The following is a 14451-nucleotide window of genomic DNA, read 5'->3' as shown; positions in this document are numbered from 1 at the left end:
CGCTTTGCGCGCGTCCGGTGTCGACATCCAACACGGGCGAACCGCCAGCGCGGTGCAGGACAGCCGCCAACGAAAACGCCCAACCGAGCACGGGTTGGGCGTTGAATCTGGTGGACCGAAGGAGGATCGAACTCCCGACCTCCGCATTGCGAACGCGGCGCTCTCCCAGCTGAGCTATCGGCCCCAAGGGTTGCAACGATAATCAAGCGCCCGGTTGTCGTCAACCGGGCGCGCCGCATCACTGCAGCTGGCCGTGGCAGTGCTTGAATTTCTTGCCGGAGCCGCACGGGCACGGCTCGTTGCGGCCCACCCCGGCAAACTGGACGTTGGAACCGCCCTGTGCCTGCATCGCCGCCAGCAAGGCCGCCTTGATCTGTTCCTCGTCGCCCGAGGCAAGCAACGCCTCCAGATCGGCATGCTGGAACTGCATTGCCGACTCGGGCAGCGAACGCGGCGCGACGGCATCGACATCCGCCTGCGAGCGCACTTCCACCGTCATCACCAGCCGCACCACGTCGCGCTTGACCGAGGCGAGCAGCGCCTCGAACAGCTCGAAGGCTTCGCGCTTGTATTCCTGCTTGGGGTTCTTCTGCGCATAACCGCGCAGATGGATGCCCTGGCGCAGGTGATCCAGGCTGGACAGATGCTCGCGCCAGCTGTGATCCAGGTGCTGTAGCAGCACCGCGCGCTCGTAGCGGCGGAAGGTCTCGACACCGGCCTCTTCCACCTTGGCCTGATACGCGGCCTCGGCAAGCTCCTGGATGCGGGCCTTCATCGCCTCGTCGGACAGGTCGGTCCGCTCCTGCAGCCACTGCGCCACCGGGGCGGCGATGCCGTACTCGGCCAGCGCACGCTCCAGGCCCGCCAGATCCCACTGCTCTTCCATCGCATCCTGCGGCACGTACTGCCCGAACAGCTCATCGAGGAACGCATTGCGCATTGCCGCCACGGTTTCGGACACATCCTCGCTTTCGAGGATCTCGTTGCGCTGGCTGTAGATGGCCTTGCGCTGCTCGTTGGCGACGTCGTCGTATTCCAGGAGCTGCTTGCGGATGTCGTAGTTGCGCCCTTCCACCTTGCGCTGCGCCGATTCGATGGCGCGGCTGACGATGCCGGCCTCGATGGGCTCGCCTTCGGGCATCTTGAGCTTGTCCATCACGAAGGCGACGCGTTCGCCGGCGAAAATGCGCAGCAGCGGATCCTCCAGGCTCAGGTAGAAGCGGCTGGAACCCGGGTCACCCTGGCGGCCGGCACGGCCGCGCAGCTGGTTGTCGATCCGGCGCGACTCATGGCGCTCGGAGCCGATGATGTGCAGGCCGCCGGCGTTGACCACCTGCTCGTGGCGTACCTTCCACTCGTCGCGCAGGGTGGCGACCCGGCTGCGCTTGCTGACCTCGTCCAGTGCCTCGTCGCGCTCGATGAGCTGCACACTGCGTTCGATGTTGCCGCCCAGCACGATATCGGTGCCACGGCCGGCCATGTTGGTGGCGATGGTGACCTGGCCGGGCGCACCGGCCTGCGCGACGATCTCGGCTTCCTTGGCGTGGTGCTTGGCGTTGAGCACGTTGTGCGCGATGCCTTCCTGCTTCAGCAGGCTGGCAAGCAGCTCGGACTGCTCGATCGAGGTGGTACCGACCAGTACCGGCTGGCCGCGCGCCACGCATTCCCGGATGTCGATTGCAATCGCGTTGTTCTTCTCGGCGGTGGTCTTGAACACCTGATCCTGCCGATCGTCCCGGACCATCGGCCGGTTGGTCGGGATGATCACGGTTTCAAGGTTGTAGATCTGCTGGAACTCGTAGGCTTCGGTGTCGGCGGTACCGGTCATGCCGGCGAGCTTGCCGTACATGCGGAAGTAGTTCTGCAGCGTGATGGTGGCGAGCGTCTGGTTTTCCTGCTTGATCTGCACGCCTTCCTTGGCCTCGACCGCCTGATGCAGGCCCTCGGACCAGCGGCGGCCGGCCATCAAGCGGCCGGTGAATTCGTCGACGATGATCACCTCGCCATCGAGCACCACGTAATGCTGGTCCTTGTGGAACAGCGCGTGTGCGCGCAGCGCTGCGTACATATGGTGCATCAGGCCGATGTGCTGCGCGGCGTACAGGCTGTCACCCTCGGGCAGCAGCCCCATCTGCGTCAGCAACGCCTCCACCTTCTCGTGACCGGCCTCGGACAACAGCACCGAGTTGGCCTTCTCGTCCACCCAGTAGTCGCCCTCGCCTTCTTCCTCGGTCTGCCGTGTCAATTGCGGCGCGATGGTGTTCATCCGCACGTAGAGGTCGGTGCTGTCCTCGGCCGGGCCGGAGATGATCAGCGGCGTACGGGCCTCGTCGATCAGGATCGAGTCCACCTCGTCGACGATGGCGTAAGCCAGCTCGCGCTGCATCCGCTCGGTGGTCGAGAACACCATGTTGTCGCGCAGATAATCGAAGCCGAACTCGTTGTTGGTGCCGTAGGTGATGTCGCTGCCGTAGGACTTCTGCTTCTCATCGGTGGACATCTGGCCGATCACCACGCCGCAGCTCAGCCCCAGGAAGTTGTAGAGCCGGCCCATGGTCCCGGCATCACGCTGCGCCAGGTAGTCGTTGACCGTGACCACATGCACGCCCTTGCCGGACAGCGCGTTCAGGTAGGCAGGCAGCGTGGCGACGAGGGTCTTGCCTTCGCCGGTGCGCATTTCGGCGATCTTGCCCTGATGCAGCGCGATGCCACCGATCAGCTGCACATCGAAGTGACGCATGCCCAGCACACGCTTGGCGCCTTCGCGGCATACAGCGAACGCCTCCGGCAGGATGGCATCAAGGGTCTCCCCCTTGGCCACCCGCTCGCGGAATTCGGCGGTCTTGGCCTTGAGGTCGTCGTCCGACAACGGTTCGAACTGCGCTTCCAGCGCGTTGATTCTTGCGACAATCGCTCCGTATTGCTTGAGCAGGCGATCATTGCGGCTACCGAAAACTTTCTTGAGCAGAGTCGAAATCATGTCCGTTGCCAACGTTTCCCGCTCACGGGCGGTGTTTTAGTTAGAACAACGGCGGTAGGGAAAGCCCTCCGCCGCTTGTGAAGTCCTGTCCCAGATGGGGCTGCCCCATCGGGATTTCCATCCCCTTAGTCGCTTGCCGCCGCCACCTGGGTCACCGCCTCGGGTGACATGAAGCGCAACGGATTCTGCGCCACGCCCTTGTAACGGATCTCGAAATGCAGATGCGGCCCGGTGGAGCGGCCGGTACTGCCTACTTCGGCGATGTTCTGCCCGGCATCCACCTTGTCGCCCACCTTGACCAGCAGCTTGCTGGCATGGGCGTAGCGGCTGGTAAGGCCGTTGTCGTGGCTAAGCTCGACCATATTACCATACTGGGGATGGCGCTCCGCGTACACCACCTCCCCGGCGGCGGCGGCGTGGATCGGGGTGCCGACAGGGCCGACGAAATCGATGCCTTCGTGGAAATTCTGCCGGCCCGAGAAGGGATCGATCCGCCAGCCGAAGCTGGATGACTGCAGCCCGGCGGCAAGCGGCGCTCGGCTCGGCAACTGCCAGCCGCGTGGGCGCAGCAGCAGCGTCTGGGCAAGTGTCATCTGGTCCAGATAGGCGTCGGCCTGGTCGGTGCTGTGGGCAAGCGCCTGCGTAAAACCTGCGACACTCAGCGCCCGCTCGGGCTGGGCGAGGCCGCCGGTCGGCGCCGGCTGGTTGGACAGGAAGGGCGCCACATCGATGCCGGTCTTGATCCCGACCTGTTTGGCCAGCCCGTCAAGGCGCAGCAGCTTGGCCTGCAATCTTCCGAGCTGGATCGCCAGCGCGTCCAGGTCAGCGCGTTTGGGGCTCGGAGCCAGTGTGAACAGCGGGCGTGCCTGTCCACCGCCCAGCAGCATGCCCATCCCGACGCCGACCCCGCCTGCCGCAAGCGCAAACAGCAGGACCAATCCGGCCACGGTATAGGGTCCCAGGTGCAATGCCCTGGAGAACCGGCTGGAAACCAGAATAATATTCAAACCGTCTTTCCCCTCTTGCCTTGTTCTCCAGTGCCAGCCATGCCTCATCCATCCCGTTTCATCGGCAATGATCGACAGCTTGTGCGGCTGATGGCGCAGGTCGAGGAACTCAACCGCCTGCTCGCCACGGTGCGTGGTGCGGTACCGCCGGCGCTGGGCGCCGCTTGCATCGCCGCGACGGTGCACCAGGAGGTGCTGCAGGTCGGGGTGACTTCGCCGGCAGCGGCGGCCCGGCTGAAGGTCGCCGGCAAGGCGGTGCTGGCAGCGGTTCGGCTGGCCGGATGGCAAGCTACCGCAATCCGTCCACGGGTGCAAGTTGGGCTGCTCAGGCAAAAAGCGATGCGGACCAAGGACTTAACCATGAGTCCCGCGGCGCTTGCCGCCTTCGATACGTTGGCACAGACGCTGGAGGACGGGCCGCTGCGCGAGGCGGTGCAACGGCTAGCGCGGCATCACCGCTAAGACCTCCGGCACAGCGCATCCCGGATCAGGACAAAAAAAAGCCGGGCTGTGAATGAGCCCGGCCATCAGGGAGGAGATGAGCAAAATGCGGGCCGCTCGGGGAAGCGGCGTTCAGTCGCACGCTTTGTGTGACGCCCCTGTCCCGCCCCAGTTCCCGTTTCCCTTGTGAAAAATAACCGCTGCGCGGATGCACCCCGGGGCGGTCATTGCGACCTCGGGATTCAAGACTTGCTGGCTATAATGCGCCCTTTGTCTCGAACCACCGGACCTTTGCATGGATATCCTGCTGTTGCTGAAGTCGTTGATCATGGGCCTGGTCGAGGGTGTGACCGAGTTTCTGCCGATCTCAAGCACGGGCCACCTGATCCTGACCGCCCAGCTGCTGGACTTCCTGTCCAAGGAAAAGCGGGACGTCTACGAGATCTTCATCCAGCTCGGTGCCATGCTGGCGGTGGTCTGGGAATACCGCGCCAAGCTGGGACGCACGCTGGGTGTGGGGGTACGCCGGCCTGGCAGCGAGCGCAATCTGCTGCTGGCAGTGCTGATCGCGTTCATCCCGGCCGCCACCCTCGGCAAACTGTTCAACGAGCAGATCAAGGCCGTGCTGTTCCACCCGGTGCCGGTGGCGATTGCATTCATCGTGGGCGGCTTCATCATTCTGTGGGCCGAGAAACGCGAGCACACGGTCACGGTACGGGAGGTCGACGATCTGTCGCTGCTGGATGCGCTCAAGGTGGGCCTGTGCCAATGCTTCGCCCTGATTCCCGGCACCAGCCGGTCCGGCGCAACCATCATCGGCGGGCTGTTCTTCGGGTTGTCGCGCAAGGCGGCGACCGAGTTCTCGTTCTTCCTCGGCATCCCGACGCTGGGCGCCGCCTCGCTGTACAGCCTATACAAGCATCGCCACGTGCTCGATGCGGGCGACACCGGCGTGTTCGCCGTCGGTTTCATCGCCTCGTTCGTCTTCGCGTTCATTGCGATCCGGGCGCTGATCCGCTACGTCTCCAGCCACACCTTCATTCCGTTCGCCTGGTATCGCATCGGTTTCGGGGTGCTGGTGCTTGCCACCGCCTGGACCGGCCTGATCGACTGGTCGGTCTAGGCGGACTCACAGCCCCAGGCAGAGGTATTTGAGCTCCAGGTACTCGGTCAGGCCGTACTTGGAGCCTTCACGGCCAAAGCCGCTTTGCTTGATGCCACCGAACGGCCCCACCTCGTTGCTGAACAGGCCGGTGTTGACCCCGACCATGCCGTATTCCAGTGCTTCGGCCACGCGGAACACCCGGCCCAGATCGCGGCCGTAGAAGTAGGCGGCAAGGCCATATTCGCTGGCATTGGCAAGCGCGACCGCCTCGCGCTCCTCCTTAAAGCGCACCAAGGCCGCCACCGGGCCGAAGGTCTCTTCGCGGGTGATCTGCGCATCGGCGCGCACATCGGCCAACACCGTCGGGGCGTACCACGTGCCGCCCAATGCCCGCCCCCCGCACAGCACGCGGGCGCCCAGCGCCTGGGCGTCGGCCACGTGCTCCTGCACCTTGGCCAGTGCCGCCTCGTCGATCAGCGGCCCCTGTTCCACGCCGGCCTCCAGGCCGTTGCCCACCTTGAGCATGGCCACCCGCTCGGCCAGCTTGGCGGCGAAGGCGTCGTACACGCCCCGCTGGACATAGAAGCGGTTGGCACAGACGCAGGTCTGCCCGCTGTTGCGGTACTTGGCGGCCAGTGCGCCCTCCACCGCCGCATCCACATCCGCGTCATCGAACACAATGAACGGCGCATTGCCGCCCAGCTCCAGCGACAGTTTCTTCAGCGTCGGCGCGCATTGGGCCATCAGCTTGCGGCCGACTGCGGTGGAGCCGGTGAACGAGAGCTTGCGTACCTGGGGGTTTTCGGCGAGCTCGGCACCGACCTCGCCGGCAGGGCCGGGCACCACGTTGAAGATCCCGGCGGGCAGGCCGGCCTCATTGGCAAGCGCCGCCATGGCCAACGCGGTCAGCGGGGTCTGGCTGGCCGGCTTGACCACCATGGTGCAGCCGGCGGCCAGCGCCGCCCCCGCCTTGCGCGCGATCATGGCTGCCGGGAAATTCCATGGCGTGATCGCCGCGCAGACCCCGACCGACTGCTTGAGCACCAGGATGCGCCGGTCGGCCTGAGGGTGTTCCAGCACGTCGCCGGCGATACGGCGTGCCTCTTCGGCAAACCATTCGATGAAGCTTGCGGCGTAAAGCACTTCGCCGCGCGCCTCGGCAAGCGGTTTGCCTTGCTCACGCGTCAGCAACGTGGCGATCTCCTCGCTATGCGCGACCATCAGCTCGTACCAGCGGCGCAGCAGCGTCGCGCGCGCCTTGGCCGGCGTCGCCCGCCAGGCGGGCAGCGCCCGTTCGGCCGCATCGATCGCCAGCCGGGCCGATGCCCGGTCACCGCGGGCCACCTGTGCCAGGCACTCGCCGGTGGCCGGATCGTGTACCGGGAAACGCGCCGCGGCCGGATGCCAGCGACCCTCGATGAAGGCATCCTGATGCAGCAATGCGGATGAGAAAGACATGCAATTCAGTCCTTGGAGGAACCGGGCCGGCCCGCGGGGACTCGGCATGGCCCGGATCGGATTCGTTGCGGGCGCCGGCGCTATTGCGGATCGGCAACGCCGTAGGCGGTCAGGATGTAGTCGTAGTGCGCAGGATCGAGCTGCTGGGCCACATAGGGTTGCAGCTGGGCGATGCGCTCCGCGTCCAACATGTACGAGAGCTTCATGTCGGGATCGGGCCGGTCCTGCTCATCCTTGAACAGGCGGTAGAGAAATGCGGTGGCGAGGGTATCGGCAACCGGCAGATGGCCGACGAAGGCGCCGTCCAGGCCCTTTTCCCAGACTTCGATGGCGCGGACGATCTTCACTGCTTGCTCCTTGCCGCAGGGGCGGCGGTCTTGCGGATGACTGGCATGCATCGGTTGCACGCGGACCGGGCCGATTATAACGCCGCCGCCACCACGGCCGAGACCAGCAGCGCGGTCTCCGTCAGCTCGATGCCGGCCCCCAGGCAATCGCCCGAAACGCCGCCCAGCCGCCGCGCCAGCCAGCAGTGGTAGCCCAGTACCGCGAGCGGCGCCAACAGCAGCACCGGCGCAAGCCAGGCCGACAGGGCGGCAAGCGCCACCGCCCAACCCCAAGGCGCGTGCGGCGGCCGATGCCAGGCGAACCGCTCGGCCATTCCCGGCGCCAGCGGTGGCAGCAATTGCCAGGCGAACACGCCCCAGCGCGCCCAGGCCGGCGCCAGCAGCAGCACCGGCCACGCGCCGGCGCGCACCAGCAGCAACGCCAACACCAGCTTGGCGCAGCATTGCAACAGCAAGGCCAGCACCCCGAAACTGCCAAGGTGAGGGTCCTTCATCACCGCCAGCAGCCGCTGTGGATCGCGATGCGCGGCACCAAGGGCGTCGCACAGGTCGGCCAGCCCGTCCAGATGCAGCGCGCCGGTGAGCGCGACCCAGGCCAGCAATACGGCCAACGCCCCCAGCCATGGGTCGATGTCCGTGCCCAGCCGCGCAGCAGCCACGATCAGGCTGCCCAGCAGCAGTCCCACGGCCGGGAACCAGCGTACGGCACGCGCCAGCGCCATGGGGTCGAAATCCGGCCACTGCGGGGTCGGCAACCGGGTCAGGAACTGAATCGCCAACACTGCTTCGCGCCAGCACATGGCAAGGCCACGGCTCATGGGCCGGCCAGCGTGGGCAAGGTGTTGTCGATGCCCAGCAGGATGGGCGGGTAGCCGTCATCCCACCACAGGCTGACGCAGGCAGCATGGTTGATCCAGAACTGTGCGTGGCGATTGGCCGGCATGCCAAGCCAGCCGACCAGCAGGGCACGGATCACACCGCCATGGGTGAGCAGCACGCGATGCCCGCCTTCGCTGTCGATCAACCATTGCTCGGTGGTGCGCTGGACGCGCGCCTGAAAGCCATGCCATGTCTCGCCCCCGGGCAGGCTGGCGTATTCCGGTGCACGCTGCCATTCATGCAGCGCCCCGGCCTCTTCGGCGCTCAGGCTGTCGCGCAACCGGCCGTCCAGTACGCCGAAATGGCATTCGCGCCAGCCGGCGTGCACGGTCAGCGGAACGCCCAGCGTCGCGGTGCGCTCGCGAGCAAAAGCGGCGCAGCGGATCAGATCCGAACTGGCAAGGGCAGTCACTTCGTACCGCTCGATCCCGCGCCAGCGCAGGTGCAGCTGGCGCCATCCTTCAGGGGTGAGCGCGGCGTCGTACTGTCCCAGCAAGCGGGTGGCGCTTTCCTCGGTTTCACCATGCCGCAGCAGCGAGAGCCGGAAGGCACTCATGGCACCGCTCCGGCGGCGACGCCCGCTTCGGCGAACGTGGCCATGCCACGATGCAACGCCAGCGCGGCCTGCAGCAGCGGCAGCGCCACGGCGGCACCACTGGCCTCGCCCAGCCGCAGCTCCAGATCCAGCAACGGCACAAGCCCCAGCGCCGCCAATGCGCGGCGGTGGCCCGTTTCGGCCGAGACATGGCCAGCCAGCAGCCAGCGCCCCACCTGCGGCGCGCTGCGCATCGCCGCCAGCGCGGCTGCGGTGCTGATGAAACCATCCAGCAGCACTGGCACCCCAGCCGCCGCCGCCGCGCTGTAGAAACCGGCGAGCGCAGCGATTTCCAGTCCACCCACTTCGGCCAGCCAACCGCGCGGGCCCGGGTCGCCACCGGCGCGTACCCGGGCCAGCGCCGCGTTCACCACTGCGATCTTGCGTCCGTAGGCGCCTTCATCGACCCCGGTGCCGCGCCCCACGATCTCCTCGGGAACGGCGCCGGTATAGGCACAGACCAGCGCCGCGGCAGCGGTGGTGTTGGCGATGCCCATCTCCCCGCCGATCAGGAGCGTGTGGCCGTCCTCGGCCAACCGGGTGGCGACGGCGGCGCCGATCTGCCAGGCAGCATCGCACTCCTCGGGGCGCAGCGCGGGCTCGTACAGCAGATTGCGGGTACCGGCGCGCACCGGACGGCTGATCAGCTGGGCCCGGCGCTGCGGCACATCAGGAATCGGATGCGCGACGCCGACGTCGACCACTGTCAGTGCCGCGCCATGCTCGGCGGCCAGCACGCTGATGGCTGCGCCCCCGGCCACGAAATTGGCCACCATCTGCCCGGTCACCTCGGGTGGAAACGCCGATACGCCTTCGGCGGCGACGCCATGGTCGGCGGCGAACACCGCAATGGCCGGCTTGAGCCGCGGCGGGACCGGTTGACCGAGGCGGTCGGCCAGCCAGACAGCCAGCGTTTCCAGCCGGCCAAGGCTGCCGGGAGGCTTGGTCAGTTGCTGCTGGCGCGCCTGGGCGGCAAGCCCGGCGGCGGTGTCGATCGACATTGGCACAGTGCGGAATGGACGGGAAGATGCCGCGAGGCTATGCCGGCCGGCAGCACAAGGCAAGCCGGGACCGGCGCATGGCAGGATCAGGCGAACCCGTCGGCACGCGTTGCTCGCCGCCATGGCCGGGTTCGGCCTAGACTGTGGGCCCTCCCGCCTGCACGGAGCATGGCCTCAGGTCGACGTTCTCATCATGCCGCATCTCATCACCGGCGGTGCCCGCTCGGGCAAGAGCCGCTACGCCGAACAACTCGCCCTCGCCCATCCGGGACCGGTTGTCTATCTCGCCACAGCGCGTCGTACCGATGATGCCGAATTCACCGCGCGCATCGCCGAGCATCAGGCGCGGCGGCCGGCATCCTGGCACACCGTCGAACCGGGCGAAACGCTGGCACAGGCACTGTGCCGGGCGGCCGCGCCGCAACGGCTGTTGCTGGTCGATTGCCTGACGCTGTGGCTGGCCCGATTCTGTGAGCAGGAAACCCCGGACGCCGGGCGCTATGCCGGCGAACGCGCCGCATTGCTCGCAGCGTTGCCGACGCTGCCCGGCAGTACGCTGCTGGTCAGCAACGAAATCGGCTGGGGCGTGGTGCCGCTCGGTGCGGCGACCCGCTGGTTCGTCGATGAGTTGGGCCGGCTCAATCAGGCGGTGGCCGCGTGCTGCAAACAGGTGACGCTGGTCGCCTGCGGGCTGCCGCTGCCGCTCAAACCCGCGCGTCAGCCCGCCGGCGGCTGAGCCTGCGCGGCGCGGCGCTGCCGGTTGCGCCGCAGCGAGCCATCGGCCAGCAGCAGCAGATCCTCGGCGTCCTCCACTTCGCTGATCAGCTCGGCAACGCCCGCGGTCACCTGCACGGTGAAGCTGCGGCCATCGCTCAGTGCCACCGGACTGGCGGCCACCTGCTCGTGGATACGCTCGACCACCCGCAATGCGCCCTCGCGCACGGTGTCAGGCAGCAGCAGCGCCACCTCCTGCCCCGAGAAGCGCCCGATCACGTCGAAGTCGCGCACCGCGCGCCGGCAGGCGTCAATCACATGCAACAGCGCCAGATCGCCGCCGCGGTGCCCATAGCGGGAATTGAGCTGGCGCATGCCATCGATATCGACCAGCAGGACCGACAACGCATGGCCGGCACGCTGGCTGCGGTTGACCTCGTGCTCGGCCCGCTCCAGGAAGGCGGCACGGTTGGCCAGGCCGGTGAGCGGATCCCGTCCCTGCTGCGCTTCGAAGCGTTCGCGCCACTGCCGTGCCGCCGCGGTGCCACGTCGCCAGCCGGCAAGCGCCACGGCGGCCACCAGCCAGCCCAGCGCGGCAATCCAGACAGGCAAGGTCGAGACATCAGGCATCAAAGTACGCTGCACCGGGATTGGAACAGCTGCAGTGTAGCCGTGCGCGGCCCAGACCGGGAGTCCGGATTGCGCTGTGAATCAGGGGGTTTTCCGGCGCAGGCTCGTGAACACCGCCACTGGTGTCGGCGCTGGCCCAACCCGCTAGAATGCCGTCCATGTCCAGAATTCTGCTCGTTCGTCTGTCTTCGATGGGCGATGTCATCCATGCCATGCCGGCGGTCACCGACCTGGCACGCGCCTTGCCGGGCGTACAGCTCGACTGGGTGGTGGAGGAAGGTTTCCAGGCCCTGCCGGCACTTCATCCAGCGGTGCAGCGGGTGATTCCGTTCTCGCTGCGGCGCTGGCGCGGCGAGCGCTGGCGCGGTGTGCTGCGCGAGTGGCGGGCATTCCGCGGCGCACTGCGCGAAGCCCGGTACGACCTGGTGCTGGACGTGCAGGGCCTGATCAAGAGCGCGCTGGTGGCCAAGGTGGCCCGCGGCCCGGTGGCGGGCTACGACTTCGACAGCGCGCGCGAGGGCCCGGCCACGCTGTGCTATGACCGGCGCTACACGGTGACGAAGGCACGGCACGCGATCCTGCGGGTACGCGCACTCGCAGCCGCGGCGCTGGACTACACCCCGGCCAGCACGGTCGACTATGGCCTGCCCTGTCCGGACATGGCCTTGCCGTGGCTGCCGGTGCAGCCCTACGCGGTGTTGCTGACCGCCACCAGCCGCGCGGACAAGGAATGGTCCGAGGCGAACTGGATCGCGCTGGGCACGCGCTTGGCCGGCATGGGCATCGCCTGCGTGCTGCCATGGGGCTCGGCCGCGGAACAGCAGCGCGCGATGCGGCTGGCGGCGGCCATTCCGGGCGCGCTGGCCGCGCCGCGTCTCTCGCTGACCGAGGCGGCGGCAGTGCTGGCGGGCGCCAGGGTGGTGGTCGGGGTCGATACCGGACTGGTGCATCTGGCCGCGGCGATGGCCACCCCCACGGTGGCGATCTTCAGCGCCTCCGATCCGGCCAAGACCGGCGTGCTGGCATCCACCTATGCGGTCAACCTGGGGATGCGCGGTGCGGCGCCCGAAGTCGACGCGGTATGGCAGACAGTACTGACAGGCATGCGCCGATGACAGCGCGCGTGCTGTATTCGTTGTTCCTCTATCTCGTCACCCCGCTGGCCATGCTGTACCTGTTGTGGCGTTCACGGCGCCAGCCGGCCTATCGGCACCACTGGCACGAGCGTTGGGCCCGCTACGGCGCGCCCCGGCGGGATGCCCCCCTGATCTGGCTACATGCCGTCTCGGTGGGCGAGACACGCGCAGCCGTGCCGCTGGTACAGGCGCTGCGTCAGCGCTACCCGGATCATCGCCTGCTGCTGACGGCGATGACCCCGACCGGGCGCGCGACGGCACAGGCGTTGTTCGGTGGGACGGTGGAGCTTGCCTATCTGCCCTATGACTATCCCGGTGCGGTGCGCCGCTTCCTGCGGCACTACCGCCCGGCCATGGGCATGCTGCTGGAAACCGAGGTCTGGCCGAACCTGGTGGCCGCCTGCCGTAGCCACGGCGTGCCGCTGTTCCTGGTCAATGCGCGGCTGTCCGAGAAGTCGTATCGCGGATACGCGCGGCTGCGCCCGCTGGTGGCACCGGCGTTCGGCGCGTTCGCCGGCGTGCTGGCGCAGCACGAGGACGATGCAGCCCGGCTCAGGAGCCTGGGGGCGCGCGAGGTGCAGGTGATCGGCAACCTCAAGTTCGACAACCTGCCGGCACCCGAGCTGGTCGCGCGCGGGCAGGCATGGCGCGCTGCCCTGGGCGGCCGTCCGGTGTTGTTGCTGGCCTCCAGCCGCGACGGCGAGGAGGCGCTGTTGCTCGATGCGCTGGCACGCACGGCGCTGCCCGATGCGTTGCTGATCGTGATCGTGCCGCGGCATCCGCAGCGCTTCGATGCAGTGGCCGGGTTGCTGGCGGCACGCGGGCTGACCACGCTGCGGCGCAGTGGCTGGGATGGCGCAAGCACACCGGCGGCCACGGTGCTGCTGGGCGACAGCATGGGCGAGATGACCGCGTGGTATGCACTGGCCGACGTGGCGATCATGGGCGGCTCGCTGCTCGACTTCGGCTGCCAGAACCTGATCGAGGCATGCGCAGTCGGCGCCCCGGTGCTGCTGGGCCCCTCGACCTACAACTTTGCCGAAGTGGCGCGCGCGGCGCTTGGCGTCGGCTGCGCCTGGCAGGGGCAGGATGCCGATGCCGTGGCGGCCCGGGCCCTGCAGCTGCTCCGCGATCCGGCACAGTGCGCGGGCATGCGCGAGGCCGGCCTTGCCTTTGCCGGCGCCCATCGCGGCGCCACCATGCGCGTGCTCGAACGCCTGCCGACGCCTTGAGCCGCCGGGCCCCGGTCAGCGACGCAACAGCCTGCGCCAGCCGTGGCGCTGATGCAGCAACAGCCCGCCGAGGATCAGCACGGTGCCGGTCAGCATGCGCAGGCTGAGCACCTCACCGTTGGCCACCTTGCCCAACCACAGCGCGCAGACCGGCGAGACCAGCGACAGCAACGCCACCTGGCCGGGTGCGCATTCGCGGATCAGCCAGTAGTAGAGGCTGAACGCCAGGGCCGAACCCACCAGCGCCAGATAGAGCACCGCCACCAGCGCACGCGGCGTGGCGGCGGCAGGCGCCGGCGCGCCCTGCGCCAGCCACCACAGGCCGCTCAGCAGTGCGCACACCAGCAATGCACCGGCGTTGACAGTCAATGCCGGCAAGCCCTGCGCCGCCCCCTTGAGCCGCACCGCCGCCGCCGACTGGATCGACACCGCCGCCAGCAGCACGGCCAATGCCGGTCCACTGCCCGGCGCAAGCTGCAGCCGTTCGCCGAAGATGACCGCAGTGCCGGCCAGCCCCAACACAATGCCAATCCATTCATGCCCCGCCAGCCGCTGCTGCAACCACAGTCGGGCGAACAGCGCAGTGGTAAGCGGACCGAGCCCGAACAGCACTGCCAGCAGGCCCGACGGCACGTGGCGCGCAGCCCAGTAGGTGCACAGCATCGAGATGGCGGTGGCCACGCCGCCGATCAACCAGGCCGGCAGGGCGCGGCGCAGCGGCACCCGCTGGCGCAAGAGGACAACCAACGCGACGGTGAACATGGCAGCCAGCACGAAGCGGCCGAACAGCGCGCTGGCATAGGCCATGCCGTCGACGCTCCAGCGGATGGCCAGCGCCGTGGTCGACCAGATCATGACCAGCACCAGCGCCGCCAGCAGGTGCATGCTCAGTACCGCGGCGGCCGGCCGGACCACCGCGTTGCGCA

At 67.9% G+C, this 14451-nt stretch carries 14 protein-coding genes and 1 tRNA gene; 5 read left to right on the top strand and 10 right to left on the bottom strand.

Features of this window, described 5'->3' with window-relative positions; genetic code table 11:
* Positions 1 to 108: 108 nt before the first annotated feature.
* The 3 genes from N8I74_RS02880 to N8I74_RS02870 form a co-directional block, all read right to left on the bottom strand.
* A tRNA-Ala gene (locus N8I74_RS02880) sits at positions 109 to 184 on the bottom strand.
* 54 nt (positions 185 to 238) lie between these two features.
* Positions 239 to 2980, bottom strand: coding sequence for a preprotein translocase subunit SecA (gene secA, locus N8I74_RS02875; RefSeq protein WP_263125416.1), 2742 nt, complete (start codon positions 2978 to 2980; stop codon positions 239 to 241).
* Positions 2981 to 3105: 125 nt separating this feature from the next.
* Positions 3106 to 3987, bottom strand: a complete 882-nt coding sequence (locus tag N8I74_RS02870; RefSeq protein WP_263125415.1) for a M23 family metallopeptidase — start codon at positions 3985 to 3987, stop codon at positions 3106 to 3108.
* A 90-nt stretch (positions 3988 to 4077) separates the two neighbouring features.
* On the opposite strand from N8I74_RS02870, the gene N8I74_RS02865 reads away from it, so the two are divergent.
* Together N8I74_RS02865 and N8I74_RS02860 are read left to right on the top strand one after the other, a co-directional pair.
* Positions 4078 to 4449: a DciA family protein gene (locus tag N8I74_RS02865; protein WP_263125414.1), complete on the top strand. Its 372-nt coding sequence runs from the start codon at positions 4078 to 4080 to the stop codon at positions 4447 to 4449.
* Positions 4450 to 4723: 274 nt separating this feature from the next.
* Positions 4724 to 5551, top strand: coding sequence for an undecaprenyl-diphosphate phosphatase (locus N8I74_RS02860; RefSeq protein WP_263125413.1), 828 nt, complete (start codon positions 4724 to 4726; stop codon positions 5549 to 5551).
* Positions 5552 to 5557: 6 nt separating this feature from the next.
* On the opposite strand, the gene N8I74_RS02855 is transcribed toward N8I74_RS02860, so the two are convergent.
* The 5 genes from N8I74_RS02855 to cobT all read right to left on the bottom strand — a co-directional run bounded on the left by N8I74_RS02855 (position 5558) and on the right by cobT (position 9813).
* Positions 5558 to 6991, bottom strand: coding sequence for an NAD-dependent succinate-semialdehyde dehydrogenase (locus N8I74_RS02855; protein WP_263125412.1), 1434 nt, complete (start codon positions 6989 to 6991; stop codon positions 5558 to 5560).
* Positions 6992 to 7071: 80 nt separating this feature from the next.
* On the bottom strand, positions 7072 to 7338 hold the full coding sequence (locus N8I74_RS02850; RefSeq protein ID WP_263125411.1) for a hypothetical protein: 267 nt from the start codon (positions 7336 to 7338) through the stop codon (positions 7072 to 7074).
* Between the two features lie 74 nt (positions 7339 to 7412).
* The gene (cobS, locus tag N8I74_RS02845; protein ID WP_263125410.1) at positions 7413 to 8156 is read right to left on the bottom strand and encodes an adenosylcobinamide-GDP ribazoletransferase; all 744 of its coding nucleotides are present in this window, start codon (positions 8154 to 8156) and stop codon (positions 7413 to 7415) included.
* Positions 8153 to 8773, bottom strand: a complete 621-nt coding sequence (locus N8I74_RS02840) for a histidine phosphatase family protein (protein ID WP_263125409.1) — start codon at positions 8771 to 8773, stop codon at positions 8153 to 8155. The genes cobS and N8I74_RS02840 overlap by 4 nt, the downstream gene beginning before the upstream one ends.
* Positions 8770 to 9813: a nicotinate-nucleotide--dimethylbenzimidazole phosphoribosyltransferase gene (gene cobT, locus N8I74_RS02835; RefSeq protein ID WP_263125408.1), complete on the bottom strand. Its 1044-nt coding sequence runs from the start codon at positions 9811 to 9813 to the stop codon at positions 8770 to 8772. The genes N8I74_RS02840 and cobT overlap by 4 nt, the downstream gene beginning before the upstream one ends.
* Before the next feature lie 193 nt (positions 9814 to 10006).
* Between cobT and cobU the strand changes: the two genes are divergently transcribed.
* A complete protein-coding gene (gene cobU / locus N8I74_RS02830) occupies positions 10007 to 10549 on the top strand; it encodes a bifunctional adenosylcobinamide kinase/adenosylcobinamide-phosphate guanylyltransferase (RefSeq protein ID WP_263125407.1) in 543 nt (180 codons plus the stop codon).
* Here cobU and N8I74_RS02825 read toward each other — a convergent pair.
* Positions 10531 to 11157: a GGDEF domain-containing protein gene (locus N8I74_RS02825; RefSeq protein ID WP_263125406.1), complete on the bottom strand. Its 627-nt coding sequence runs from the start codon at positions 11155 to 11157 to the stop codon at positions 10531 to 10533. The two genes, cobU and N8I74_RS02825, sit on opposite strands and share 19 nt — an antisense overlap.
* Before the next feature lie 158 nt (positions 11158 to 11315).
* On the opposite strand from N8I74_RS02825, the gene waaC reads away from it, so the two are divergent.
* Together waaC and waaA are read left to right on the top strand one after the other, a co-directional pair.
* Positions 11316 to 12272, top strand: coding sequence for a lipopolysaccharide heptosyltransferase I (gene waaC, locus N8I74_RS02820; protein WP_263125405.1), 957 nt, complete (start codon positions 11316 to 11318; stop codon positions 12270 to 12272).
* Positions 12269 to 13525 carry a lipid IV(A) 3-deoxy-D-manno-octulosonic acid transferase gene (waaA, locus tag N8I74_RS02815; RefSeq protein WP_263125404.1) on the top strand — a complete coding sequence of 419 codons (1257 nt, stop codon included), beginning with the start codon at positions 12269 to 12271 and terminating at the stop codon, positions 13523 to 13525. Before waaC ends, waaA begins: the two co-directional genes overlap by 4 nt.
* A gap of 15 nt (positions 13526 to 13540) precedes the next feature.
* On the opposite strand, the gene N8I74_RS02810 is transcribed toward waaA, so the two are convergent.
* Positions 13541 to 14410: a DMT family transporter gene (locus N8I74_RS02810; RefSeq protein WP_263125403.1), complete on the bottom strand. Its 870-nt coding sequence runs from the start codon at positions 14408 to 14410 to the stop codon at positions 13541 to 13543.
* Between the last annotated feature and the right edge of the window lie 41 nt (positions 14411 to 14451).

This window comes from Chitiniphilus purpureus (assembly GCF_025642115.1).
GTDB lineage: Bacteria > Pseudomonadota > Gammaproteobacteria > Burkholderiales > Chitinibacteraceae > Chitiniphilus > Chitiniphilus purpureus.
This window is presented reverse-complemented; position numbering and strand designations above follow the sequence as displayed.

What these genes read in the sequence shown, in the direction of transcription:
- waaA (WP_263125404.1), top strand. Translation starts at nt 12,269, where the DNA reads ATGACAGCGCGCGTGCTGTATTCGTTGTTCCTCTATCTCGTCACCCCG.
- cobS (WP_263125410.1), bottom strand. Translation starts at nt 8,156, where the DNA reads ATGAGCCGTGGCCTTGCCATGTGCTGGCGCGAAGCAGTGTTGGCGATT.
- N8I74_RS02865 (WP_263125414.1), top strand. Translation starts at nt 4,078, where the DNA reads ATGGCGCAGGTCGAGGAACTCAACCGCCTGCTCGCCACGGTGCGTGGT.
- N8I74_RS02810 (WP_263125403.1), bottom strand. Translation starts at nt 14,410, where the DNA reads ATGCACCTGCTGGCGGCGCTGGTGCTGGTCATGATCTGGTCGACCACG.
- N8I74_RS02840 (WP_263125409.1), bottom strand. Translation starts at nt 8,773, where the DNA reads ATGAGTGCCTTCCGGCTCTCGCTGCTGCGGCATGGTGAAACCGAGGAA.
- N8I74_RS02855 (WP_263125412.1), bottom strand. Translation starts at nt 6,991, where the DNA reads ATGTCTTTCTCATCCGCATTGCTGCATCAGGATGCCTTCATCGAGGGT.
- cobU (WP_263125407.1), top strand. Translation starts at nt 10,007, where the DNA reads ATGCCGCATCTCATCACCGGCGGTGCCCGCTCGGGCAAGAGCCGCTAC.
- N8I74_RS02860 (WP_263125413.1), top strand. Translation starts at nt 4,724, where the DNA reads ATGGATATCCTGCTGTTGCTGAAGTCGTTGATCATGGGCCTGGTCGAG.
- N8I74_RS02825 (WP_263125406.1), bottom strand. Translation starts at nt 11,157, where the DNA reads ATGCCTGATGTCTCGACCTTGCCTGTCTGGATTGCCGCGCTGGGCTGG.
- secA (WP_263125416.1), bottom strand. Translation starts at nt 2,980, where the DNA reads ATGATTTCGACTCTGCTCAAGAAAGTTTTCGGTAGCCGCAATGATCGC.
- cobT (WP_263125408.1), bottom strand. Translation starts at nt 9,813, where the DNA reads ATGTCGATCGACACCGCCGCCGGGCTTGCCGCCCAGGCGCGCCAGCAG.
- waaC (WP_263125405.1), top strand. Translation starts at nt 11,316, where the DNA reads ATGTCCAGAATTCTGCTCGTTCGTCTGTCTTCGATGGGCGATGTCATC.